The following is a 23,630-nucleotide window of genomic DNA, read 5'->3' on the forward strand; positions in this document are numbered from 1 at the left end:
ATGATTCCCCTTATTTACTAACAACTTTAGTATCTGTCGCACCACCGATCACATCCAGCTTCATCTGCAAAGCCTGACGACCCGGACTTTTTTCCGACATTTTTTCCAAAGCTGCCTTGTATGCAGTCCGTGCGTCGTCGATTTTGTTTTGGGCTACATAAATATCGCCCTTGGCATCCAACACATCCGCTTCAAACTGAGCAGGGAAAGTGCCTGACAATTGCTTCATACCCTCTTCGTAGGCTTTCTCGTCGAGAGCTACACCCGCCAGTCGAATCCTGGCCAAGGCCTTGTACTCTTCTGCCTTGGAAGTATCAGCGACCCATTGCAACTGGGATTTAGCCAGTTTCAGATCATTGGCTTCAAAAGCACTTTTGGCAGCAAGCAATGCTGCCATGGGCGCATAGGAGGTAGATGCAAATTTGGTTTTCAAATCTTCTGCAACTGCCTGTACTTTGGCACTATCTTTAGCAACAATGAATTTTTGCATTTCTTCATACAATTGCGATGCCTGCACAGACTGCCCTGTTTGACGCGAAGTCCAAGCATTCCAACCCGCATAGCCACCCAGGATAATGATCAAACCCCATGTTGCCAGGTTGCCGTACTTTTTCCAAAGCGACTTGAGGTTATCCAGTTGCTCTTGTTCTTCTAAATTGTATGCCATAGCGTCTTCGTCTATCTATTCTATTAATTTAATCAAAATGAATTAATGGTGTACGTGATGGTGGTCTGGATCATCGCAGCAATCCGACTCAGCGCTACCAGCGATTTGATCTACCAGGTAATCCACTGCTGTATCAAAGGGGACATTGACCTGATTATTTTCAGCGTCACCAGCACGCAACTCCTTGATACTCACTGTATTATCGTTCGCCTCATCCTCACCAATGATGACAGCATAGGCAGCACCACTACCATCTGCCTTCTTCATCTGTGACTTGAAGCTACCTACACCATTGGCAGTTGCGCAATGTAACACAACATCCAGACCAGCATCACGCAAACGCTCACTTAAGACCATGGCTTGCATTTGCGCTTCTACACCCTGATGCACTAGATAGACATCACACATTGCGGGTTGATGTACGTCGCCATTGGCTTTCATCAATTCCAGCAACCGTTCTATACCCATGGCAAAACCACATGCAGGTGTTGGCTTGCCGCCGAAAATACCAAACAAAGCATCATAACGACCGCCAGCACACACCGTGCCCTGAGAGCCCAAATCATCCGTCACCCATTCAAACACGGTACGATTGTAGTAATCAAGACCGCGCACCAGACGTGGATTGATGGTGAATGGAATGCTGTTATGACGCAAAATCTTTTGCACACCCTCAAAGTGCGCAAGGGATTCAGCCCCCAGGTAATCCAGCAATTTAGGCGCAGCATTCACCATCTCTTGCATTGCAGGATTCTTGGTGTCCAGAATACGCAGAGGATTACTCAGCAAACGTCTTTTTGCTTCGGCATCAAGAATGTCCTGATGTTGTTCAAAATAAGTGATCAGTGCAGCCTTGTGCTGATTTCTTTCTTCTGCATCACCAATAGAATTCAATTCCAGGCGCACATTATCCAAACCCAGATCATCCCAGAAGCGCTGGCACATCATGATTAGTTCTGCGTCGATATCAGGACCAGTAAAACCCAACGCTTCTGCACCCACCTGATGAAATTGACGATAACGGCCACGCTGCGGCTTCTCGTGACGGAACATAGGGCCGGTGTACCACAAGCGCCTTGGACCATCATAGATAAGATTATGTTCTATCGCAGAACGCACTACTCCAGCAGTGCCTTCCGGGCGCAAAGTCAGCTTGTCGCCATTCATGGAATCTTCAAAGGAATACATTTCCTTTTCGACGACATCCGTTACCTCACCCAAACCACGCGCAAACAGATTGGTAGGCTCAACAATAGGAGTACGGACTTGCTGGAAACCATAACTCTTCAATACGGATTGCACAGTATTTTCAAACAACTCCCATAACGGGGCGTCATCCGGCAAAAGGTCATTCATCCCTTTCACACCGGCTATTTTTTCTGCTTTTTTTATTTCCGACATGCTTGCTACCTGATTTAATTATTTATTACGCCATGCACTGGTGCATAGTGACTCTTGACATATTCCAGCACGATGTCCTGAAACTCTTCTGCGATACGATCGCCACGCAAGGTAAGCGCCTTGGCGCCATCAATAAAGACCGGGGCAGCGGGTGACTCTCCCGTTCCGGGTAAACTGATACCAATATTGGCATGCTTGGATTCACCAGGACCATTGACGATGCAGCCCATGACGGCGACGTTCATATTCTCAACGCCTGGGTATTGGCTTTTCCAGACTGGCATCTGATTGCGCAAGAAGCTCTGGATATCGTCTGCCAGCTCCTGGAATACCGTTGAGGTTGTTCTGCCACAGCCCGGGCAGGCGATCACCATAGGAGTGAACTTTCGCAAGCCCATGGTTTGCAAAATTTCCTGCCCAACGATGACCTCTTTGCAGCGATCACCGCCTGGCTCTGGCGTCAGGGATATGCGTATGGTGTCGCCTATGCCTTCCTGCATCAGCACGGACAATGCCGCTGTCGAGGCAACAATGCCCTTACTACCCATACCTGCTTCGGTCAAACCAAGATGCAAGGGATAATCGCAACGCGCTGCCAGTTCGCGGTAAACCGCGATCAAATCTTGTACGCCAGATACTTTGCAAGACAATATAATTTTGTCACCTGCCAGACCCAGTTCTTCGGCTTTTTGCGCACTCTCAATGGCAGAGGTGATCAGAGCCTGATACATGACCGCCTGCACACTCCAGGGAGTCGGACGCCTGGCATTATCATCCATGATGCGTGCCAGCAACGCCTGATCCAGACTCCCCCAGTTAACACCTATGCGTACCGGCTTATCGTAGCGACAGGCCATTTCTATCATTTGGGCAAACTGAGTATCACGTTTTGCGCCCTGCCCTACATTACCCGGATTAATTCTGTACTTGGATAACGCCCTGGCGCAATCTGGAAAATCATTTAACAGTGTATGGCCGTTGTAGTGAAAATCACCTACCAGCGGCACTTCTATGCCCATTCTGTCCAGCTGCTCACGTATTGCTGGCACAGCCGCCGCCGCTTCCGCATTATTGACAGTGATGCGCACCAGCTCGGAACCGGCTCTCGCCAGTTCCTTGATCTGTATTGCCGTACCAATCACGTCTGCAGTATCGGTGTTCGTCATGGATTGCACGACAACAGGAGCACCACCACCCACAAGAACTTCACGGGTGCCATATACCACCTTGGCAGAACGGGATGCGCGTCTCAGCTTGGGACCAGAACCGATTTCCGATAAAAAATCCGTCATCTTTACTTCACATTCATATTAATGACATTACTATCCTTGCCGGGCGCTATTTCCATGGACTTACCGCGCAACCAGCCATCCACGCCACCAGCATTACCTATCCTCAATTGCAAGGCTTCTTTCATGTCAAATACTTCTTCAGTACCCGCCTTCGCCAAATGAGAGGTCACAATACTGCCGTTTTCACGCTTGACCTGTATCCAGGAATCCTGCCTGAATTTCAACTTCAACTGGTTATTAGCAGAATCCGCAACCGGAGTTACCGATGGAACCAGAGGCACAACAGTTTGCGGAGCAATGACTGCATTGGAAGCCGATTGCTCATTCTCCGTCACTTGAGACTGACTAGCGACCTGATCACGCGCCTCTGGCTTAAAATCATTGACCGTCGCCACTACAGTAGGCAGCACTGGTGCAACTGGTTTTACAACGACAGTGTTAACTTGTGTCGGCTCTGCATTCTCAAGCATTTTTTCTGACGCTACTTCCACTGACTTTCCCGAAGTTTGCGAAGTCAGAAGATTTTTAAAATAGTCGCTCTGCTCCAGTTTTTGCACTACCAGGAAAATCAGAGCACATGCTGCCAACAAACCTGCACCAATAAGATATTTGCGGTTATTGCTGTCTTGCCGCCCAAGAAATGGTGTGCGCGACTCCATAAAAGGCGTGGCCAAAGTTGGGCGCATATCTGTCACCAACCCTGACAAGCCCACCTCTGCAGGCAAACAACTAATGATAGGTGCAGGGTCTAGCTTAAGGAGTTTTGCATACGACCGCACAAAACCACGCACGATCACCATTTTTGGCAAATCATCAAACTGATTATTCTCCAGCGCGCTGATTTGACGCTGAGATAGTTTGAGCTGATCAGCAACCTGCTGCAAACTCAGCCCCATTTGACTACGTGCAGCAGATAATTGTGAACCAGCAGTCTGCACAACACACAATACCGTCTTGTGCTCAGACATCTCCGAAGGCAAGGGTTCAACAGGTAAATTCGCTCCCGCTTCACTCATCAAAAACTCCACGTTGATACTGAGACAATTCTTTAGAGTTAGGGTGACGGCGGCGTAATTGGGTACCCAAATTACTCACAGCAGCCTCATCCCCCAACTTCCTTTCAATTTTGATTGCCAACCATAAAACATCAGCAGCCAACACATCAAACTTCAATACGCGACTCATGTAAAACTGCGCTTGCTTATACTCACCGCGCTCATAGAGGATCTTTGCGAGGTTGGCATTAATTGCAGGATTGGCAGGCTCCTCACGCAAACCTTGCATGAAGTAACGTTCAGCACCCATCGAATCCTTCATGCGCAAACTACACAGGCCAGCATTATTCAGTGCTTTACCTGGCGTGACGTAGTTGGGATCTTTGATTGCCTTATCCAGGTAAACTAGTCCCTGACTTTCACGCCCATTCAAACACAAGAAACGCCCATAGTTATTTCCTATGTCATTATTGCCCGGCGCGAGCTTTAAAGCATGGAGAAAATTATCTTCAGCCAATTGCTTTTCACCCATATCCATAAAAATCAGCGCACGTAAACTGTAAGCATCAACCAGATCAGAAGAAATTAGCAATGCCTGGCGAATTTCTTCCAGAGCTACTTTTTGCTGCCCCTGCTGGTAATAACCTATCGCCAACTGCATGCGTATGGCAGCACGTTTTTGAGCTTCTTGCTTTTCGACAGAAACATTTTCCTCTTGCCGCTCACCTTCCAGACGCTTGTTTGCACAGGCGGAAAGGGTTAATGCCAATGCCAGCAGCATACCCCGCAAAAAGTATTGACGCATTTGAGAAATTTTCACTGAGTGATCTCCACGATCTTGCCAAAATTTTCACCAAACTTCTTTTGATATTCCGCCATCTTTTGCATGCGTTCTTGCACACGCGTTCTGTCCTGCACTTCCCCTGCCAATTGCCCACAGGCGGCATCTATATCATCACCACGAGTTTTACGCGTGGTTGTCACCAAGCCAGCATCCAGCAAAATCTGAGCAAAGGCCTTGATACGCGGATTGGCTGAGCGTTTCAGACCAGATTCAGGGAAGGGATTAAAAGGAATCAAATTAAACTTGCACGGCACGTCCCGCACCAGCTCTATCAATTCCCGCGCATGGGCATCAGTGTCATTGACGCCATCCAGCATGCAATATTCAAACGTGACAAAGTCGCGAGGCGCAAATTCCAGATAGCGCTTGCAAGCCGCCATCAACTCTTTCAGTGGGTGCTTCTTGTTCAGTGGGATCAGGCTGTCTCGCAAAGCATCATTCGATGCATGCAGAGATACTGCCAACGCCACAGGACACTCCTGCGACAGCTTGTCTATCATGGGGACAACACCACTGGTAGACAGCGTCACACGACGGCGCGACAAACCATAGGCATTGTCATCAAGCATGAGACGCAAAGCGGTCACGGTTGGTTCAAAATTCAGCAAAGGCTCCCCCATACCCATCATGACCACGTTGGTGATCTGACGCTCACCCTTGGGGCCAGGAGCAATACCTTTGGTCTTGCGCAATTCAAATTCCGCCATCCAGAGCTGGCCTATAATTTCGCCCACACTCAGGTTGCGGTTAAAGCCCTGCTTGCCGGTAGAACAAAAGCGGCAATTCACTGCACAGCCAGCCTGAGTAGAAATACAAAGGGTACCGCGATTTTCTTCAGGGATAAATACAGTTTCTACCGCATTACCCTGGCCGACATCAACCAGCCACTTTCTGGTGCCATCTGTAGAAGTATGGTCACTGATCACGGCGGGAGCGGCAATCATCGCTCGCGTTGCGAGCTTCTCGCGCAGGGATTTCGCGAGGTCTGTCATTTCATCAAACGAACTAGCACCAAACTGATGTATCCAGCGTTGCAATTGCTTGGCACGAAACGGCTTCTCACCCAAGTCACCGCAATATGCGACGAGCTGCGCTGGATCCAGATCCAATAAATTTGTGAGTACCGTCATGATCTTCTCTTTCGCACCTCATACAGCACCAGACTGTATGAGGTGCATATCTTAATTCTTTATTCTGTTACATGCAGACAAAGTCTGAATTAACGGGAATAAACGTTCAACGCTGGGAAGTAGTAAGCGATTTCCACAGCAGCTGTTTCTGGAGCATCAGAACCGTGAACAGCGTTAGCATCGATAGAGTCAGCGAAATCAGCGCGGATAGTACCAGCGTCTGCCTTCTTAGGATCTGTCGCGCCCATCAGGTCACGGTTTTTCAAAATTGCGCCCTCACCTTCCAGAACCTGGATCATTACAGGACCGGAAATCATGAAGTCAACCAGATCCTTGAAGAAAGGACGCGCACTATGAACAGCATAGAAGCCTTCAGCTTCAGCACGGGACAACTGCGCCATACGGGCAGCAACTACTTTCAGGCCAGCGCCTTCAAAGCGGCTGTAAATTTGACCGATGACGTTTTTTGCAACTGCGTCAGGCTTAATAATAGACAATGTACGTTCGATAGCCATCTAAAAACTCCAATAAAAAGAAAGGGTTAAGAAAAATTTCGAGAATTCATCTAACCTTAGATTTTACCACGAAACCACCATCCCAGATATGTCTTTCAAGAAATACAATTGATCGCAGACTGAAGCAATTGCGCTTTTAATATCTGAAACAAGGATTTCATTGCATTAAGGCAAATCCACTGCCAATTGCCAGCAATGACGCTCGATTTGCCACTGCAAAAAATCTAGATCAGATCAAAAACTGCCATGGATTCCACATGAGACGTATGTGGAAACATATTGATGACGCCGGCACTACTAAGGCGGTAACCAGCCTGGTTGATCAGCATGCCTGCATCCCTTGCCAGAGTTGACGGACTGCATGAGACATAGACCAAACGCTTGGGTTTTAAATCAGGTGCAATTTCACCCAAATCAATCAACGCCTGACACACAGCCATGGCACCGTCACGTGGCGGATCGATCAAAAAGCGGTCAAATTTACCCAACTTCACGAAGTCTTGCGCAGTTATCTCAAACAAATTGCGCGTACTAAATGAAATTTTATCAGCCAGTCCATTATGTTTGGCATTTTCCAGTGCTCGCTCAGTCAGGGCATCACTACCCTCTATACCTACCACTTCTTTCGCAAGTGTGGCGATAGGCAGAGTGAAGTTACCCAGACCGCAGAACAGATCAGCAATACGCTCATCTTTTTGCACATCCAGCATACGTAAGGCACGCGCCACCAGTACGCGGTTAATATGATGATTTACTTGGGTAAAATCAGTGGGCTTGAAAGGCATTTTTACGCCAAATTCTGGCAATAGATAATGCAATTCACTGGTCGCAGGATAGTAAGGCGTGGCAGTCTCCGGCCCCTTGGTTTGCAACCACCACTGGACCTGATACTGATCTGCAAATGCCTTCAATTTAATTTCATCATCCTCGGTCAATGGCGCCATAATGCGCAAGACCATGGCAGTCACACCTTCACCTATAGCCAACTCGATCTGCGGCAAAGCCTCAACGATAGACAAAGATGCAACCAGACCTCGCAAGGGCATGAGCATGGCGGAGACATGTGCTGGCAAAATTTCACAGGTTTCCATATTCGCGACATAACGCGATTTTTTCTCATGGAAACCGACCAGTACTGTGCCTTTTTTAATGACGTGACGCACTGACAGGCGGGCACGGTAGCGATAACCCCAGGTCGGCCCGATGATGGGGCGCAGCATGATTTCGGACTTGACCTTACTGATGTGCCAGAGGTTATCTTCCAGCACACGCTGCTTCATGGCCACTTGGGCACTGGCATCCAAGTGCTGCATGGAGCAACCGCCGCAGGTGCCAAAAAATTCACACTTAGGCTCCACCCTTTGTGAAGACTCGCGCACCAGGCTCATCATGGTCGCAGCCTCCCAACTTGCCTTTTTTTTGTAGGTACTGAATTCCACCAATTCACCCGGCAGCGCGCCATCGACAAAGACCACCTTGCCTGCAGTGCCATCTTCATTTTGCAAATTACCGACGCCACGCGCGTCCATATCTAAAGAGCGAATTTCTATTGTATTCATGGAAATTGGCGGCGCGAGACATATCGCGCCGATAGGAATTGAGATTTAAAAGACGGAATTATAAGAGATGCGCGGATGCGCAACCCAAGAAATATGCGAATTGACGAGCGAATATGCCTTAAAGCACAGAATCACGCCCTACGCCACGTGAAGCGAACGAACGCTTGAGTTTGATCAGCGCCTCCTGCTGTATCTGACGCACACGCTCACGGGTTATCCCCATTTCATCTGCCAGGGTTTCCAAGGTTGCCGGATCATCATTATCGAGACCAAAACGGCGAACTATAACAATACGTTGCTTGTCAGGCAACTTTGACAACCAATCCCTGACCAGGATGGTCATTTCATGCTGCTCCGCGCGTATGTCAGGCGCATCGTCGCTGTCACCAGGCAACATATCCATGAGACTGGATTGAGGATCATTATCCAGTGGCGTATCGAGCGAAGTTGCGTGCTCGGACAAGGTCAGAATATCCTGCACCTCATCCACTGGCCTGTCGACCAGCAAGGCAATATCTTCCAGCGCAGCATCCCTGCCATCACGCCTTTGCGATTCAAGATGGTACTTGGCTCTTAAAATCTGATTCAATTCACGCACCATATGCACCGGCAAGCGTATGGTCCTAGCCTGATTCATGATAGCGCGCTCTATACTCTGGCGTATCCACCAGGTTGCGTAAGTTGAAAAACGGAAGCCGCGTTCGGGTTCGAATTTATCTATCGCATGCATCAAGCCGAGATTGCCCTCTTCTATCATATCAAGCAAGGCAACGCCGCGATTAATATAGTGTTTGGCAATCGACACAACCAACCGCAGGTTGTGTTCTATCATCTTTTGTCTGGCTTCAAAATTACCCTGCTTGGCCAATGTGGCGTAATGTAGTTCTTCAGCCAAAGCAAATAAGGGCCGCGTACCTATCTGGTTCAGATAATACTGAGTGGTATCGGTGGACAATTCTGCCGCCAATACATTTTTTAACTCATCTATGGGGGCAACAACAAGTGCTGCCGGGTCCTCACCCTGCTCGTCCTGCCCCTCCTGAGCCAGATCATTGGCTTCATCAGCCAAGTCTGCCGCATCTCCAATATCAGAAGATGAGTGCACATCTTCACCTGACGCATCCGCAGACATATCCGACTCATCGCTGATGGAAGAGCTTTCCAGCTTATATGTGCTTAAAGTGTTTTGCATAGTCTGAGCTTAGTTCACGAGTCCGGTATTTATTTCAGTCTGAACAAATTGTTTTTGAAAACGCCAATATCAATTCACCAACACTACTCTTACCCTCAAACCTTCAGCACAAACCAGAACCGACACCGCATTGCACACTGTCAATATACTTAGCGCGCAGGCAAATATCTGGCAGGATCAACTGGCTTACCCTGCACCCTGATTTCAAAATGCAGTTTCACTGTATCACTATCCGAATTTCCCATCTCAGCAATTTTTTGCCCCTTGCTAATCGACTGCCCTTCTTTTACCAAAATGGCCTTGTTATGCGCGTAAGCAGACAACAAATTACTGGTGTGTTTAATGATAACAAGATTACCATATCCACGGATGCCGCTACCGGCATACATGACCTTGCCAGATCCTGCCGCCAATATATCCTGCCCCAACTTGCCGCCGATGTCGAAGCCTTTATTCTTAACATCGTCAAATGTTGCGAGGACTTTACCGTCTACTGGCCACATCCATTCAACCGTCTCAGATTCTGTCGGTGCCGACTCTACTACTTTAACTGGAGTGATAGTTTCTGTTTTACTGGCTGGCACGGCGGCCGCTACTACAACATCACCCTTTTGCAACTCAGCAAGATTGGCGTCAGAAAACGGGCGTTTGTCGCCACGCGGCAAAGTTTTGTTGGTTGCAGGGTTGACTGCCAATGGCCTAACCTCTATCCCAGCATTGGAGGCAATACTCGAAGTTTGTGCTGGTTGACTGCCATCCGGAGGAGCGACACGCAATACCTGCCCCACTTTGATGTCATTCGGATTTTTTAAATCATTCCAAGCCACCAGATCGCTATAGCTCTGACCATGGTCAAGCGCGATCCTGTACAAACCATCACCTCGCTTGACGACATAAGTGCCACGTATACTGTCTGCTGCTTTGATAACTGGCTTGGCCACTTCGGTGGTAACAGTTTCAACCGGCCGGGACTCGACCCCACGCTCCACTACTGGCGCCCTGTTCGGCAAGTTGGTGCTACAGGCTGTCAAGCCTGCCAGTACGGTTACTGCAAAACCAGTTTGTAATATGTGCTGTATTTTCTTCATTTCTTTTTTTTAATCCATCAAGTTCATTGTCTTTGAGAATAAACTTAAATTACGCCAGAATGCAAAGGAACAAAATGGCAATGTTCCAGCACTGAACTATTCCAATCATAGGTCGATACCCGCTCAATGAGTTGCAGAACCTGGCTGCGTCCACCGACCGGAGCAACCAGTCTGCCTCCCACCCGCAATTGTTTCAGCAAGGCTTGCGGCACTTCCATTCCTGCTGCAGCCAGTATGATACCGTCAAACGGTGCCTGATCAGGCAAACCTAGCATACCATCTCCATAATGCAGCCTGATATTAGCGATACGCATAGGGCGCAGATTATTTTTTGCCAGTTCATGCAAAGCCTTGATACGCTCAATTGAATAGACTTCTTTTGCAATGACAGAAAGCACGGCCGCCTGATAACCACAACCAGTACCGATTTCAAGTACGCGTTCAAGTTTGCCACCATTACGCATAATCTCAAGCATGCGGGCAACGATATATGGCTGCGAAATGGTTTGATGATGCCCAATAGGAAGAGAGACATCAACATACGCCTGGCTGGCCATGCCAGACTCCAGAAAAAGATGCCGGGGCACCGCCTGCAAGGCAGCCAGCACAGTGGTGTCCTTGACACCTTGTTGCGCCACACGTGCCACCATCGCCCGTCTTACTCCTTCTGAAACCAATGGACCGGACAACAAGGATGGCGACAAACTACCTGAAACAGCGCCTTGAGGCAGATGCAACTCTTGCGACTTGGCCAGCTTCGCCGCAGCAACACCATTCATGTGATGGGCTGCATTGCGCATCGCTGTTTGTGGCATGGCAGTAGGCCTGTTGGTACCGTTACTTGTTTTGTCTTTTTGATTGACCACAGAAGACAAAGATAAAGGAAAACGTTTGTCTTTGGCCGTCATGCAAAATCCATATCCAAGTCAGCCAATTGCCGGGTATTGGTCAAATCTACCTGTAGGGGGGTCACTGACACAAAATGCCTGGTGGTTGCATCAAAATCCGTACCGGAACCGGCATCTCTTGCAGCCCCTGGAGGGCCTATCCAGTAGATATCCCTGCCATGCGGGTCTATCATGTGTATCACAGGCTCGGAAGTATGGCGCTTGCCCAGACGCGACTTGCGCACTCCCAGAATTTGATCAAACGGCAAATTTGGAATATTTACATTCAGCAAAAAAGGCCTGACAAGCTCAGGAAAACCTCGCTTGACCATTTCCAGTGCGACATGCGCTGCCGCATCGAGATGCGCCCAGCCCTTTTCAGTTTGAGAAAAAGCAATTGCTGGTATGCCAAACAAATATCCCTCGGTCGCAGCAGCAACAGTACCGGAATACAAGGTATCGTCGCCCATGTTTTGCCCTTGATTGATGCCGGAGACGATAAGATCAGGCTTCTCTTTCATGATGGCTGTCAGGGCAATATGCACACAGTCAGAAGGTGTACCATTGACAAAGTAAAACCCGTTGCTGGCACGCTGCACACTCAAAGGCCGGTCCAGCGTCAAAGCATTCGATGCGCCTGAGCGATTGCTATCAGGTGCCACCACAGTTATTTCGGCAATCGACGCCATGGCCTCAGCCAGCGCCACGATTCCTGGAGCCAGATAGCCATCATCATTACTGATCAGAATTTTCATGTTTTGTATTCTACCTGATGCTGAAATATAAATTTCTACAGAGAACAGATTTTTACGGCATAATCACAAAATCAAACGGTCGTACTATTTTATGGAGACATCAAGATGAAAGCTGTTGTTTGCAAGGAGTGGGGATTGCCAGACACTTTGGCGATAGTAGACTTACCAGATCTGGTACCAGCCCTCGGCCAGGTTGCCATCAATGTCAAGGCGGCTGGCGTCAACTTCCCGGATGTGTTGATCATACAAAACAAATACCAGTTCAAGCCTGAATTACCATTTACCCCCGGCAGTGAATTATCCGGAATCGTGTACGCGGTTGGTGAAGATGTCAGCCATGTCAAAGTCGGCGACAAGGTGATTGCTTTTATTGGCAATGGTGCATTTGCACAACAAGTAGTTGCTCCTGCCAATGCCGTCATGCCGATGCCACCGGGCATGGACTTTGATGTTGCAGCAGCGATCACCCTGACTTACGGCACATCCCACCATGCAGTTGTCGATCGCGCTCAATTAAAAGCTGGCGAAACCATGCTGGTGCTGGGCGCTGCGGGCGGTGTAGGCCTGGCAGCCATAGAAATTGGCAAAGCCCTGGGCGCACGCGTGATTGCAGCTGCCTCTACTGATGAAAAGCTGGAAGTTTGCAAACAACATGGTGCCGATGCCACCATCAATTACAGCAATCAGGATTTGCGTGAAGCCATCAAGGCCGCAACAGATGGCAAAGGGCCGGACGTTATTTACGACCCTGTGGGTGGGATATATGCAGAGCCAGCCTTCCGCTCAATAGGCTGGCGGGGTCGTTATCTGGTCGTGGGCTTTGCCAATGGTGAAATACCTAAGCTGCCATTGAACCTGACTCTGCTCAAAGGTGCTTCTCTGGTTGGGGTATTCTGGGGTGAATTTGCCAAGCGTGAGCCCAAAGCCAACCTGGCTGCCATGCGTGAACTGATGGGCTGGCTGCATGAAGGTAAAATCACGCCGCACATCTCTGGCCGGTATGCGCTTAAAGACACGCCAACAGCGCTTAATGATTTGGCAGCACGCAAAGTCACGGGCAAAATCGTCATACAACCCGAGAAGTAACTTTCCATATAGCCATACACCTCGTAATTGTGCGGGCGTCATACTTAACAACAAAGCCAGGGAAGCAGCTAGCGATTGTTTGCTGCTTCACCTAGCCAATAGCGGTTAATATCCTTGATACCCCATTTGGCTGCATCTTCACGTGTAGCTATCTTGTCATTCATGCCTGCCCTGGATAAATCGATGAGCTCAGGCGCAACATACGCCATGGATTTAACAGAAAAAAACACTCTGACTTTAGGAAGCAACAGGGACTTGCCCACTTGTTGCTCAACCACGACAGCCAAACGACCAGACTCCAGCCTGACCAGGGTACCGACAGGGAAAATACCTATACTTTTGACAAAAGCCTGGAATATTTTTTCATCGAAATGCCCCTTACTCCATTCTGCCATCTTGCGCAATGATTCTGCCGGACACCAGCCTTGCTTGTAGGGACGATCAGAAGTTATGGCATCATACACGTCACAAACTGCACCCATGCGGGCATACAAACTGATTTCATCCCCCTTCAAACGATTTGGGTAACCAGAACCATCGATTTTTTCGTGGTGGTGCAGGCAAACATCAAGGGCAACGGCACTAATGCCCTTAGCATCTTTCAGTAATTTATAGCCCGCAGCTGGATGCTCCTTGACAGAGACGAATTCAGCATCGGTAAGTTTGCCAGGCTTGTTCAAGATGTCGGCAGCCACCATCATCTTACCTATGTCATGCAACAATCCTGCCAGACCGGCCTCTCTCGCTTCTTCCTCAGACAAACCTAGCTGCTTTGCCAAGGCCACCATCAGTGCGCATACGGCGACCGAATGCATATAGGTGTAGTCATCCTTGGTCTTCAATCTGGCCAGGCCGATTAACGCACCCGGATTGCGCATCACGGAGTCGGCAATTTCTTCCACCATAGATTGCGCATTGTCAACATCAACCGCCTTGCCCATGCGCGCTTCATTAAACATGGAGAACACTGCCTGCTTGGATTTACTGACAATGGCAGAGGCACGCCCCAGCTCATCATCCATGGAAACAGCTGCAATTTGACGTGGTGCAGGTGCTGGTACAGTTTCGGGAACTGGCTCGGGTACAGGCTCAGGATCTGGTTTAGCTTGAAGTTTTACATCAGGCTCACCTAATACATCCAGGCCCTTGCTGACATCAATCCAGGCATGGCGAATACGGGTTGCTTGAATCTTCTTTAATTCTTCCGCTTCTGACAACATGAAAGACTTTTGCCAGAAAGGTGTGTCTATCCACGAACTACACAGCTCCTGTACATACATGCCAACCCTCAGCTGAGTAATTTCAATTTTCTTCAACATAGGCAGGATGTGGTTATGAATAAGGTGAACAGATCTGAGAGATCTGCCAGACAATTATTCTACAAAGCTGCTCAGCAAGCCAGAATTTAAAGCAGTATCTTACAAAATTTTTCTATCAGGCAATTTTTTCAAAAGTTCCATTGGGCGAAATAAACCCTGCATAACACGATTAGCAATGAAACTTAAATTATAAGGATGCTCTGCACAAATTTGTTCATACGGCTTAGTTTCAGGCAGCGGCCGTATTTGTTCAGCTATTTTCCCCCACAAGACTAACACGGCAGGGGACTTCATGTGTGCGAGCTGGTGATGATATAACGCAGATAACACTGTTTGCAAAAATGGCTGCCATGCTTTGGCGTCTTTTGCTGGGGCTGTATCTTCACGAAAAATCAGGCTGGCATTCAGCAGCAAAAATCCCTGAGCAGCCAGATTTTGTTGCAATTCATCCAAAGTCTGTATGAAACCACTGCCTGGCTGGCGGGCCTGATTGGCAACTGCAACCATAGCCTGCCCAGCTGTTGCTTCCTCCTGCAAATGGCCGGACGCAACCAGTAGCATTTTCATGAAATTGCGTAGAGAGGTCGCGCGGTTTACTTTTTTTGACAAGCCACCACCTTCTTCTTCCGACCACAAACTTTTTACCGCACCATCCATAAAACAGTAACCCGTTGCGCTTTCAGAACGGGGGTAAGGTCCCTCACCCATCAAGATGTAACGCACTTCATCCATGGGCATGGAAAATGCAGCAAATAATCTAGCTTGATTTGGCAGGCAGACAGAGTTCTTTAAGCCTGAAAAATAACTCGGATTGGCTGCGTGCACTTGTTGCAATCCAGCCTTCAAGACAGGTCGCCATGACGGATGCGCCCTGTCAATTGAGAGAAGCACATCTTCAGGACTATCGTTTTGCCACGCCATCTTTACTGACCACCCGGCATGGTTGCTGGCAGCGAAGCCGTTGGCATACCCGGGGTCACCATTGGCGGCGCTGGGCTACTCACAGGACCACCAGGAATATCATTACGTTTTGGTGGTGGAAAAGCAACAGGTGAGACTTGTGGCGGCACCGTACCTGATGGATTCAAAGACGGGATTTGCACTGATCCACGACTCAACTCGGGCAACTGTGGCAAATCTACCCGGCGCATGGCACCCGATTCGGACACCATGACATATTGATCATGCACTTCCTTCAGGATCACACCGGGTGCAACTTCCTTATTCATTGCAACTGCCAATGCTGGCTTGCCATTGGCACTGATGATAGCAAGACTCTGTTCAGTTCTTTTCGCCAGGACGATACCTTTTAACTGGTAGTTAGTTGCACTGGCTTGCATGACCTGGCTGGCGCCAAATATGCCACCCCACTGCCCGGCTCCAGGCTCATAACTGCCTTGCTGAAAAACAGCAGCGACTGCCCTGGCCTGTGGCTTGAACAGCCGCAAACCCCAATAGCTCAGGGACGCACAAAGTGCGACAAACATGAGAAAAGTCACAAGGACAGGTAAGCGTTTCATTTTTATCCTTTTTAGCGTACCAACTGATTTATTTCTATAATAGGCATCAACACAGCCAATACGATGAGCAAGACGACGATGCCCATGGTCAATATCAATACAGGCTCCAGCAAACCAGCCATGGTGAGAGCCCTTCGCTCAAGATCCTGCTCTTGCGTATTTGAGGCACGTTCCAGCATGGCAGGCAGTTCACCTGTTACCTCACCTGCGCGTATCATGTGTATTAACATGGGAGGGAAATGCTTGTGAGCTGACAAGGCACGCGCCAGACTGACACCCTCCCTGACGCTGGCCGTTGCTTCTTCCACCTGGGCGCGCATGGCAACGTTCGAGAGAGTTTCGCGACTGGTTTGCAATGCCTGCAAGATGGGTACGCCAGATCCTGTGGTAATCGCCAGAGTACTGGCAAACCTGGCTGTATTCAGGCTACGTTCAAATTTGCCATACAAGGGCGCACTCAACAGCCACCGGTGCCAACGCATCTTAAAGTCAGGATTACGCAACGCCAGCCGCCACAGAGAAAAAGCAGCAACTGCTAGCAAAGCCACAATCCAGCCATAGGCTCGCACAAAGTCAGAGATAGCAAGCATCACCAATGTCAGGAAAGGCAATTTCTGCTTGGTGTTGGCAAACACGGAAACTATTTGCGGCACCACGTAAGTCAGCAGGAAAATCACAATCGCAAAAGCCACCACGGTCACAATCGCCGGATAGGTAAACGCCAGCCTGACTTTTTGCACCAGCGCATTACGTCTTTCTATGTAATCTGCCAGCCGCGACAAAACACGCGACAAATGACCGATATGCTCGCCCGACGACACCAGCGCACAATAAATGTCAGCAAAGTCGTTGGGGTGTTGCTTCAGCGCATCAGATAGTGAGTTACCGGCCATGACTTCTGAACGTATTGACCCAACCAGGTCGCGTACATAAGTTCGCTCCGCCTGCTCCAGCAAGGCTGACAAGGATTGTTCCAGAGGAAGGCCCGCTTCCAGCAGGCTCGATAGCTGTCGTGTAAATAAGGCGATTTCCACTGTTGACAAACGATCGCCAAAAAAGACTGCCTTGCGCTTACCACCCGCATCCATCTGGTTGGCGATAGACTCAACGCTGACCGGCACCAGTCCCTGAGCACGCAAATCACTGCGTGCCGACCTGGCACTGTCTGCATTCAACACACCTTTGCTGGTATGACCTGCAATATCAACCGCCTCATATCGAAATGCTGGCATGCCTCTATTCCTTCGTCACGCGCAGTAACTCTTCTGGTGTAGTCACACCAGTTTTCAGCCAGCGCTGACCGTCTTCACGCATGGTTTTCATGCCGTCTGCCTGTGCCGCAATACGTATTTCTGCTTCGGCTGCCTCATGATGTATCTGGGCACGGATGGCATCGGTAGTTTGCAATAACTCATAGACACCTACACGTCCCTGATAACCGGTATGACCACAATGTTCACAACCGACTGCATGCCATGTACCTTCTTTTTCAACACGGCAGTGAATACAGAGTTTACGTACCAGCCGCTGCGCCACGACACCCAGCAATGATGAAGACAACAGAAAGGGTTCTATACCCATATCCAGCAAGCGTGTAACTGCTGCGGCAGAGTCATTGGTATGCAGCGTCGCCAGTACCAGATGGCCTGTCAGTGAGGCCTGCACTGCAATTTGCGCTGTTTCCAGATCACGTATCTCACCTATCATGATGACATCAGGATCCTGCCGCAAAATTGCGCGCAAGGCTTTGGCGAAGGTCATTTCTATTTTTGCATTGACCTGCGTCTGACCAACGCCAGCCAGCTCGTATTCAATAGGATCTTCTACTGTCAAAATATTGGTGGTACCGGCATTTACCCGCGACAGGGCCGCATACAAGGTCGTGGTCTTGCCAGAACCCGTTGGACCCGTCACCAGCACGATGCCGTGCGGTTGCGCAATCAACTTGTCGAATTGAGTCAGCACATCGGTACTCATACCCAAATGCCCCAGGTCCAAACGCCCCGCTTCCTTATCAAGCAAGCGCAGCACAGCGCGCTCGCCGTGCCCTGTTGGTAAAGTCGAGACCCGCACATCAACGGGCTTGCCACCTATGCGCAAGGTAATACGTCCATCTTGTGGCAAGCGTTTCTCTGCGATATCCAGTTGCGCCATGATTTTGATACGCGAGATCAGGGATGCGTGTATGGCTTTCTTGGGACGCACGACATCGCGCAAAGCACCATCAACGCGAAAGCGTACTACAGAAATCTGTTCAAACGGTTCAATATGGATGTCCGACGCGCCATCGCGCAATGCCTGTGTGAGCAGTGCATTGATCATGCGTATCACGGGTGCATCATCAGCTGATTCAAGCAAGTCCTCAATAGCGGGCATATCCAGCATGAGCTTGGCCAGATCAAGATCAGACTCCACCTCACCCACTACATCGGCTGCATCTCCACCAGAACCAGCGTAGGCCTTGGCAATTGCCTCTGCCAATTCAGCATGTGGCAGCATCTGTAGTTTGACTTTACCAAACTTGCGCCCGACTTCAGATATCGCTGCTGATGGTGTCATCTTCGAAATCTGGATTTCAACAACGCCATTGACAACGGCATTATCCCTCACCGCCAGCACAGAGAAATCTCTGGCAAAACCATAAGGCAATAAACGATGATCAAGCATGGCTTATTTGCCTTCCTTGCCTGAGGTTGCTGCCTTTTCTGGCGAGATTACCAGGGGGGTGGTCAACAGTCTTCCTTTTTCCGAATATGGCAGCAAATTATCAGTAGCGCCATCTTTAGAGGGCACTATCTGCGTGCGCATGTAATCATAGCGATCTACGGAAATATTATTGCTTTGTTCAGCATTGCGTATCACTGTGGGACGCAAAAACACCATCAGATTGGTCTTGGAACGCTTGCTGGTCTGGTACTTGAACAGGTTGCCGATAATTGGCAAATCACCCAGGCCAGTGACTTTTTCGCCGCCATCAGTTGTACTATCTTCAATCAAGCCACCCAAGGCAATAATCTGGCCGTCATCCACCAGTACATTAGTCGTGATGGAACGCTCCTTGGTAATAATACCTGCGACATTGGTTGTATCATCCACACTTGATACTTCCTGATAAATAGCCAGTTTGACTGTTCCACCTTCAGAAATTTGCGGCTTGATCTTCAGCTTTAAACCTACCTGTTTGCGTTCTATGGTCTGGAACGGATTGACACCTGCCGAGCCACCAGAGCCGGTTGTGAATTGACCAGTAATCAAAGGCACATTTTTACCAACAATGATGTTTGCCTCTTCATTATCCAGGGTGACTATATTTGGTATCGACAAGACATTGGCATTGCCATCTGTCTGCAACACCCGTGCTAACGCACCTAGCCCCAATTGCCCATTGATCTGTTTGAAAATACCCAGTGACAAGCCAGCGCCTGGCAGTACAGAACCTGCCGTGGCGGCATTGCCAGCGGCTAGATTAAGCAAATTATTTCCCTTGGTAGAGAATGAAGTGCCGCCACCTATGCGGTAATTACTGGTGCTGTCACCTGACAAACCCATCCATTGCACACCCAGTTCGTTTGACTTATCGGCACTCATCTCCACGATCAGTGCCTCTACATAGACCTGGGCACGGCGCGCATCAAGCTGTTCAATCACTGCACGAAGATTGCGATAGACGGGTTCGCTGGCAGTGATAATGAGCGTATTCGTGGCCGCATCAGACTGGATGTAACCAGCAGCACCACCGCCGCCAGAACTATTGCCAGTGCTGCTATTGCTGAACGAAGGCATGCTGCTCTGTGTGCCTCCAGACGTGTTTGCAGCTACCGGACTGTTCGTACCATTGGCAGCACTGCCAGCATTAGAAATATTGCTGCTGGAACCACGTGAGGAAGATGTATCGCCCGTAACGATGGACCGCAAGGTTTGCGCCAGCTTCTCAGCCTCGGCGTTCTTCAAATAAACCACATGCACATTGCCAGGCTGCGATGTTGGCTGATCGAGTTTGGCAATCAGAGACTTGATCTGGTTTGCTTTGGCAACTGAAGATGCACGCACCAGTATGGCATTTGAACGGGGGTCAGCCAACAATACAGGCTTGGTAGGATCAGCACCACTAGCGCCTGCATCGATCACTTTGGAAACCATGGCAGTGATATCGGAAGCGATTGCATGTTTGACCAGGATGACATCCATATCGGTCGTGGCTGGCACATCCAGTGCCGCGATGATCTTGTTCAGACGCTTGATGTTATCGGCGTAATCGGTGATCACCACGGTGTTATTGCCGGGGTTGCCATTAATCGTATTATTGGGTGAAATAAGGGGACGCAAGATGGTCACAATATTCGCAGAAGACTCATAATTCAATTTATAAATCTGCGTGATGACCTGGTCACCCTTGGCTGATTCCGATCTGGCAGATCCCGCATTTTGAGTCGGACCAGGTTGTAGCTTGGCATCTGACTCTGGCACTACCTTGGAATAACCATCTGCAGTCACAACAGAAAAGCCTTGCAGCCGCAAAGTGGAAGTCAGCAATTTAAAAGCCTGATCCTTTGTCAGCGGCGTCTCTGACACCAGATTGATCTGCCCCTTGACTCTGGGGTCGATGATGAAAGTCACACCCGTATAGTGACCTATCGCCTTGATGGCCGATTCTATATCTGCACCCACCAGGTTGATGTCTACCGTATTCTTCGACGGATCCTGAGCCATGGCCATGGGTGCCAATAGAAAGCCCGCAGTCAATAGTGCTGCACCAGTCAATGCAGACAATTGCTGGATAGGTTGGCGTAGCGAATTTCTTGTCATGGCGACCCTGTGCTTTAATGGAAATGTTTTCATTTGAACTCTAACGCAATTACATCTTTTTCACCGTCATTACGACGCTGCCCAAGCAAATTCAATAAATTTGCCAGCCTTGCTTCTTGTCCTGCTTCTGCCCATGCCTTGCCTGAAAACTGGAAACGACCATTCGTCATTTTTCCACTTCCTGCCAGCATCATCGGGCCTTTCATCGTTAACAACTGCATGTCTGCATCTGTTCCACGCAAATCAAAAGCCATCTGGTAACTTCCCAAAGGCTTGATCGGTGACAGGCGCGAAGCCATTTCTGCCATTTCCAGTTGCATATGCCCAGTCATACTCAGTTGCGCATTCTTGCGCGAAAAAAGCAACTCATTCCAGGACAAATGCAACGAGCCTGTCGGTCCTATAGTATTCAATGGCGCTCCCAACCCTTCCAGACGCTCTGGCGGCAATAGCAACACCGATGGACTGACTTGCCACTGACTGAAGTTTCCGGCAATCTTGACAGGTGCAGATAAGGCCGCGGGATTCTCCAATTCTGCCTTGATTTGCCCCAGCATCAGCATGGGTGAAATTCGCCATTGAAAACGCCCGGGAAACAAGGGCGTCACCGGGCCAGTCTTGCCAGCAGCCACACCAATAAATGCCGACCCCTGCCAAAAACTGCCTTGCACATCACCCAGGCTCAATCTGCCCTGGCTTTGTTTCTCCACCACCAAACCCAACCAACTGGCAGGTAAAAACATGACCACAGTGACGATAACGCTCAAGATCGCAGCAAAAATCCATGTCAGACGTTTTGAAATTAACATCGTTCGATCCTGGACTCAGGGAGCATTTCTTTGTTGTCTCAACGTCAAAGTCGCACTCACCTGGCCATTTTCCAGCAAGGCGACGAGTTTGGCTTCTTCCACTGTCAATCTGGATGCCTTTTGCATCTCCACCAGGCTCTCCATCAAATTGGCATAGGCCGCCGCTGGAATTTGCAAGCGCACCAAATCATCGCTGACAGCGACAGTCTGCGCCTTGATAGCGCGCCTGCCCAACACAGCCTCAACTTGCTCGCGGCTTACAGGGGGGATGAACTCAGACAAATTTGCCGTCAAACCAGTTTGTTGTTTACTCAGCTCGTTAATTTCTGCCAATTGCTGATTCAAATTTGGCAGGGACTCGCTTAACTGCTTTCGACCGCTCAGGGCCGGAGACAGAAAAAAACCGTAAGTGATGGCGGCCATGATAAATAAGGCGCAAATCACCAGCATTTTGCGTTCGCGCTCAATGCGGCCTTGCCAGAATAAATTAAACTGCTCTTTGATTGCGCTGAACATCAGTTCTTACCTCCGGTGGTAATACGCAAAGCCCCATCTGTCGAGGTGCTGATTTTCATGGATTGCTCTGCCAGCGCAGAACGCAGGGCATCCATGGGAATTTGTACATTGGGTTTCGTCCTGACGAACAGTGATCTGTCCTTATATTCGATGGAAGCAATGCCGCCCGGCACGCCTGCCCTGTCCCATACCTGTGAAAACTGCGCTACCATGACGGCAAAATCATTGACTGCAAATTGTCCAGCAGCACGCTTGGCGATATTGACCTTTTGCTGCATTTGCTTGAGTGGGTCAGAAATGACCGTCTCTTTTGGATAGGTATTCCTGAACACCTGATTCAGCGCATTTTTCTGTTCTTTTTCTTCACGCTTCATACTGAACCATTCCAGATTCAGTGCCAGCAAATTAACGACCAACAAGCCTACTCCCAAACGCAATGGCCATCGCCACTTGGCCCAATCAAAACCGCTCATATGCTCAGCGGCAACCCCGGTCATCAAATCAGGTGTTGCCGGGCTGACGCCCGCCACTCTGTTGATCCAGCTCACAGACATGACAGTTATCTTGTCTTCGAGATCGTCGGTTTTCAAAGCCTGCTGACAAGCTTCCACTGTACTTGCAGGAACATAGGCAGCAATTTTGGGATTGGTGCTGAGTTGCGCCAACATTGACAAGGCTGCTGCCACACTGGTATTTTCCAGGCTTAAACCCAGGCCATGCTGGACGCCATCACGCAGGCTTAACTCCAAGCCCTCATCGTTTTCATCGATCAGGGCCGAGGCGGTCTGGTTTGACACATCGAAAGCAAGTGCCAATTGTGCCGGGTAGGCAGAGAATTTTTTCAGTGGCCAGTCTTTTACCCGTTTTGCCAGTCCTTCCAGCCAGGATTTATCTGTGACAGCGACAGTAATTTCACCATTGAGGACATCGCTACTGACCAATACCAGATCAGCGGGATCAGAAATCAGCTGATCTTCCAGCAAATTGGGTAAAGCCTGCTTCAGTTTGGCGGCCGACATGGGCGGCACTTTAGTTGTCAGCAAACTGGTATCGCTAGCAGCCAGAATGAAAGCTACCTGCTTGGCAGCAAGGGCCAGAGACTTCAATTCATGCAAACTGGACTGGCCTTGCTGTTGCAGGCGCCCCTCAGTTGAAATCAAGGCAAAGGCCAGCGCCTGAGCAGACCAATCAGGTCGATTTTGTGCCGCCACTCTGGAGGGCAAAGAGATATACAGTGTGCTTGCCATTT

22 protein-coding genes are annotated in these 23,630 nt (G+C 49.3%); 1 reads left to right on the plus strand and 21 read right to left on the minus strand.

Going from position 1 to position 23,630, the window contains the following annotated elements; translation table 11 throughout:
- Nucleotides 1-10 precede the first annotated feature (10 nt).
- From Q8K39_RS16790 to surE, 12 genes are all read right to left on the minus strand, one after another.
- Nucleotides 11-667 (minus strand): tetratricopeptide repeat protein, encoded by a 657-nt coding sequence (locus Q8K39_RS16790; protein ID WP_305261947.1) that lies wholly within the window; start codon nucleotides 665-667, stop codon nucleotides 11-13.
- 42 nt (nucleotides 668-709) lie between these two features.
- Entirely contained in the window at nucleotides 710-2,068 is a 1,359-nt protein-coding gene (gene hisS / locus Q8K39_RS16795; RefSeq protein ID WP_305261949.1) for a histidine--tRNA ligase, read from the minus strand.
- Nucleotides 2,069-2,082: 14 nt separating this feature from the next.
- Nucleotides 2,083-3,360 carry a flavodoxin-dependent (E)-4-hydroxy-3-methylbut-2-enyl-diphosphate synthase gene (ispG, locus tag Q8K39_RS16800; protein WP_305261951.1) on the minus strand — a complete coding sequence of 426 codons (1,278 nt, stop codon included), beginning with the start codon at nucleotides 3,358-3,360 and terminating at the stop codon, nucleotides 2,083-2,085.
- Nucleotides 3,361-3,362: 2 nt separating this feature from the next.
- On the minus strand, nucleotides 3,363-4,376 hold the full coding sequence (locus Q8K39_RS16805; RefSeq protein WP_305261953.1) for a RodZ domain-containing protein: 1,014 nt from the start codon (nucleotides 4,374-4,376) through the stop codon (nucleotides 3,363-3,365).
- Nucleotides 4,369-5,175 (minus strand): type IV pilus biogenesis/stability protein PilW, encoded by an 807-nt coding sequence (pilW, locus tag Q8K39_RS16810; RefSeq protein WP_305261955.1) that lies wholly within the window; start codon nucleotides 5,173-5,175, stop codon nucleotides 4,369-4,371. Before pilW ends, Q8K39_RS16805 begins: the two co-directional genes overlap by 8 nt.
- Nucleotides 5,172-6,332, minus strand: a complete 1,161-nt coding sequence (gene rlmN / locus Q8K39_RS16815) for a 23S rRNA (adenine(2503)-C(2))-methyltransferase RlmN (protein ID WP_110254185.1) — start codon at nucleotides 6,330-6,332, stop codon at nucleotides 5,172-5,174. Before rlmN ends, pilW begins: the two co-directional genes overlap by 4 nt.
- A gap of 86 nt (nucleotides 6,333-6,418) precedes the next feature.
- Entirely contained in the window at nucleotides 6,419-6,844 is a 426-nt protein-coding gene (ndk, locus tag Q8K39_RS16820; protein ID WP_110253161.1) for a nucleoside-diphosphate kinase, read from the minus strand.
- A 224-nt stretch (nucleotides 6,845-7,068) separates the two neighbouring features.
- Complete coding sequence (gene rlmD / locus Q8K39_RS16825; RefSeq protein WP_305261957.1) at nucleotides 7,069-8,403, minus strand: 23S rRNA (uracil(1939)-C(5))-methyltransferase RlmD; 1,335 nt, start codon at nucleotides 8,401-8,403, stop codon at nucleotides 7,069-7,071.
- Nucleotides 8,404-8,521: 118 nt separating this feature from the next.
- Nucleotides 8,522-9,535 carry an RNA polymerase sigma factor RpoS gene (rpoS, locus tag Q8K39_RS16830; protein WP_186954719.1) on the minus strand — a complete coding sequence of 338 codons (1,014 nt, stop codon included), beginning with the start codon at nucleotides 9,533-9,535 and terminating at the stop codon, nucleotides 8,522-8,524.
- Between the two features lie 209 nt (nucleotides 9,536-9,744).
- A complete protein-coding gene (locus Q8K39_RS16835) occupies nucleotides 9,745-10,683 on the minus strand; it encodes a peptidoglycan DD-metalloendopeptidase family protein (protein ID WP_305261959.1) in 939 nt (312 codons plus the stop codon).
- Nucleotides 10,684-10,727: 44 nt separating this feature from the next.
- Nucleotides 10,728-11,591 (minus strand): protein-L-isoaspartate(D-aspartate) O-methyltransferase, encoded by an 864-nt coding sequence (locus Q8K39_RS16840; protein WP_305261961.1) that lies wholly within the window; start codon nucleotides 11,589-11,591, stop codon nucleotides 10,728-10,730.
- Nucleotides 11,588-12,325, minus strand: coding sequence for a 5'/3'-nucleotidase SurE (surE, locus tag Q8K39_RS16845; protein ID WP_305261963.1), 738 nt, complete (start codon nucleotides 12,323-12,325; stop codon nucleotides 11,588-11,590). The genes Q8K39_RS16840 and surE overlap by 4 nt, the downstream gene beginning before the upstream one ends.
- Before the next feature lie 105 nt (nucleotides 12,326-12,430).
- Here surE and Q8K39_RS16850 point away from each other — a divergent pair, with 105 nt between their 5' ends.
- Complete coding sequence (locus tag Q8K39_RS16850; protein ID WP_305261965.1) at nucleotides 12,431-13,411, plus strand: NADPH:quinone oxidoreductase family protein; 981 nt, start codon at nucleotides 12,431-12,433, stop codon at nucleotides 13,409-13,411.
- A gap of 68 nt (nucleotides 13,412-13,479) precedes the next feature.
- On the opposite strand, the gene Q8K39_RS16855 is transcribed toward Q8K39_RS16850, so the two are convergent.
- From Q8K39_RS16855 to gspL, 9 genes are all read right to left on the minus strand, one after another.
- A complete protein-coding gene (locus Q8K39_RS16855; protein ID WP_305261967.1) occupies nucleotides 13,480-14,730 on the minus strand; it encodes an HD-GYP domain-containing protein in 1,251 nt (416 codons plus the stop codon).
- Nucleotides 14,731-14,829: 99 nt separating this feature from the next.
- A complete protein-coding gene (locus Q8K39_RS16860; RefSeq protein WP_370868630.1) occupies nucleotides 14,830-15,462 on the minus strand; it encodes a uracil-DNA glycosylase in 633 nt (210 codons plus the stop codon).
- A 191-nt stretch (nucleotides 15,463-15,653) separates the two neighbouring features.
- Nucleotides 15,654-16,250, minus strand: coding sequence for a type II secretion system protein N (locus tag Q8K39_RS16865; RefSeq protein ID WP_305261971.1), 597 nt, complete (start codon nucleotides 16,248-16,250; stop codon nucleotides 15,654-15,656).
- A gap of 11 nt (nucleotides 16,251-16,261) precedes the next feature.
- Complete coding sequence (gspF, locus tag Q8K39_RS16870) at nucleotides 16,262-17,482, minus strand: type II secretion system inner membrane protein GspF (protein ID WP_186954632.1); 1,221 nt, start codon at nucleotides 17,480-17,482, stop codon at nucleotides 16,262-16,264.
- A gap of 4 nt (nucleotides 17,483-17,486) precedes the next feature.
- On the minus strand, nucleotides 17,487-18,917 hold the full coding sequence (gene gspE, locus Q8K39_RS16875; protein WP_305261974.1) for a type II secretion system ATPase GspE: 1,431 nt from the start codon (nucleotides 18,915-18,917) through the stop codon (nucleotides 17,487-17,489).
- Nucleotides 18,918-18,920: 3 nt separating this feature from the next.
- Nucleotides 18,921-21,089, minus strand: coding sequence for a type II secretion system secretin GspD (gspD, locus tag Q8K39_RS16880; protein WP_305261976.1), 2,169 nt, complete (start codon nucleotides 21,087-21,089; stop codon nucleotides 18,921-18,923).
- Nucleotides 21,086-21,865 carry a type II secretion system protein N gene (gene gspN, locus Q8K39_RS16885; RefSeq protein ID WP_305261978.1) on the minus strand — a complete coding sequence of 260 codons (780 nt, stop codon included), beginning with the start codon at nucleotides 21,863-21,865 and terminating at the stop codon, nucleotides 21,086-21,088. Before gspN ends, gspD begins: the two co-directional genes overlap by 4 nt.
- Nucleotides 21,866-21,880: 15 nt before the next feature.
- On the minus strand, nucleotides 21,881-22,381 hold the full coding sequence (gene gspM, locus Q8K39_RS16890; protein ID WP_305261980.1) for a type II secretion system protein GspM: 501 nt from the start codon (nucleotides 22,379-22,381) through the stop codon (nucleotides 21,881-21,883).
- Nucleotides 22,381-23,628, minus strand: coding sequence for a type II secretion system protein GspL (gspL, locus tag Q8K39_RS16895; RefSeq protein ID WP_305261982.1), 1,248 nt, complete (start codon nucleotides 23,626-23,628; stop codon nucleotides 22,381-22,383). The genes gspM and gspL overlap by 1 nt, the downstream gene beginning before the upstream one ends.
- Nucleotides 23,629-23,630: the final 2 nt, after the last annotated feature.

Origin of the sequence: Undibacterium sp., assembly GCF_030683615.1 — a bacterium.
In the GTDB taxonomy this organism is placed as follows: Bacteria; Pseudomonadota; Gammaproteobacteria; order Burkholderiales; family Burkholderiaceae_D; genus Undibacterium; species Undibacterium umbellatum.

What these genes read in the sequence shown, in the direction of transcription:
- gspF (WP_186954632.1), bottom strand. Translation starts at nt 17,482, where the DNA reads ATGCCAGCATTTCGATATGAGGCGGTTGATATTGCAGGTCATACCAGC.
- Q8K39_RS16835 (WP_305261959.1), bottom strand. Translation starts at nt 10,683, where the DNA reads ATGAAGAAAATACAGCACATATTACAAACTGGTTTTGCAGTAACCGTA.
- ndk (WP_110253161.1), bottom strand. Translation starts at nt 6,844, where the DNA reads ATGGCTATCGAACGTACATTGTCTATTATTAAGCCTGACGCAGTTGCA.
- gspD (WP_305261976.1), bottom strand. Translation starts at nt 21,089, where the DNA reads ATGAAAACATTTCCATTAAAGCACAGGGTCGCCATGACAAGAAATTCG.
- ispG (WP_305261951.1), bottom strand. Translation starts at nt 3,360, where the DNA reads ATGACGGATTTTTTATCGGAAATCGGTTCTGGTCCCAAGCTGAGACGC.
- Q8K39_RS16860 (WP_370868630.1), bottom strand. Translation starts at nt 15,462, where the DNA reads ATGGATGAAGTGCGTTACATCTTGATGGGTGAGGGACCTTACCCCCGT.
- hisS (WP_305261949.1), bottom strand. Translation starts at nt 2,068, where the DNA reads ATGTCGGAAATAAAAAAAGCAGAAAAAATAGCCGGTGTGAAAGGGATG.
- Q8K39_RS16850 (WP_305261965.1), top strand. Translation starts at nt 12,431, where the DNA reads ATGAAAGCTGTTGTTTGCAAGGAGTGGGGATTGCCAGACACTTTGGCG.
- Q8K39_RS16805 (WP_305261953.1), bottom strand. Translation starts at nt 4,376, where the DNA reads ATGAGTGAAGCGGGAGCGAATTTACCTGTTGAACCCTTGCCTTCGGAG.
- rpoS (WP_186954719.1), bottom strand. Translation starts at nt 9,535, where the DNA reads ATGTCTGCGGATGCGTCAGGTGAAGATGTGCACTCATCTTCTGATATT.
- rlmD (WP_305261957.1), bottom strand. Translation starts at nt 8,403, where the DNA reads ATGAATACAATAGAAATTCGCTCTTTAGATATGGACGCGCGTGGCGTC.
- surE (WP_305261963.1), bottom strand. Translation starts at nt 12,325, where the DNA reads ATGAAAATTCTGATCAGTAATGATGATGGCTATCTGGCTCCAGGAATC.
- Q8K39_RS16855 (WP_305261967.1), bottom strand. Translation starts at nt 14,730, where the DNA reads ATGTTGAAGAAAATTGAAATTACTCAGCTGAGGGTTGGCATGTATGTA.
- gspN (WP_305261978.1), bottom strand. Translation starts at nt 21,865, where the DNA reads ATGTTAATTTCAAAACGTCTGACATGGATTTTTGCTGCGATCTTGAGC.
- Q8K39_RS16865 (WP_305261971.1), bottom strand. Translation starts at nt 16,250, where the DNA reads ATGAAACGCTTACCTGTCCTTGTGACTTTTCTCATGTTTGTCGCACTT.
- Q8K39_RS16790 (WP_305261947.1), bottom strand. Translation starts at nt 667, where the DNA reads ATGGCATACAATTTAGAAGAACAAGAGCAACTGGATAACCTCAAGTCG.
- gspM (WP_305261980.1), bottom strand. Translation starts at nt 22,381, where the DNA reads ATGTTCAGCGCAATCAAAGAGCAGTTTAATTTATTCTGGCAAGGCCGC.
- gspE (WP_305261974.1), bottom strand. Translation starts at nt 18,917, where the DNA reads ATGCTTGATCATCGTTTATTGCCTTATGGTTTTGCCAGAGATTTCTCT.
- Q8K39_RS16840 (WP_305261961.1), bottom strand. Translation starts at nt 11,591, where the DNA reads ATGACGGCCAAAGACAAACGTTTTCCTTTATCTTTGTCTTCTGTGGTC.
- gspL (WP_305261982.1), bottom strand. Translation starts at nt 23,628, where the DNA reads ATGGCAAGCACACTGTATATCTCTTTGCCCTCCAGAGTGGCGGCACAA.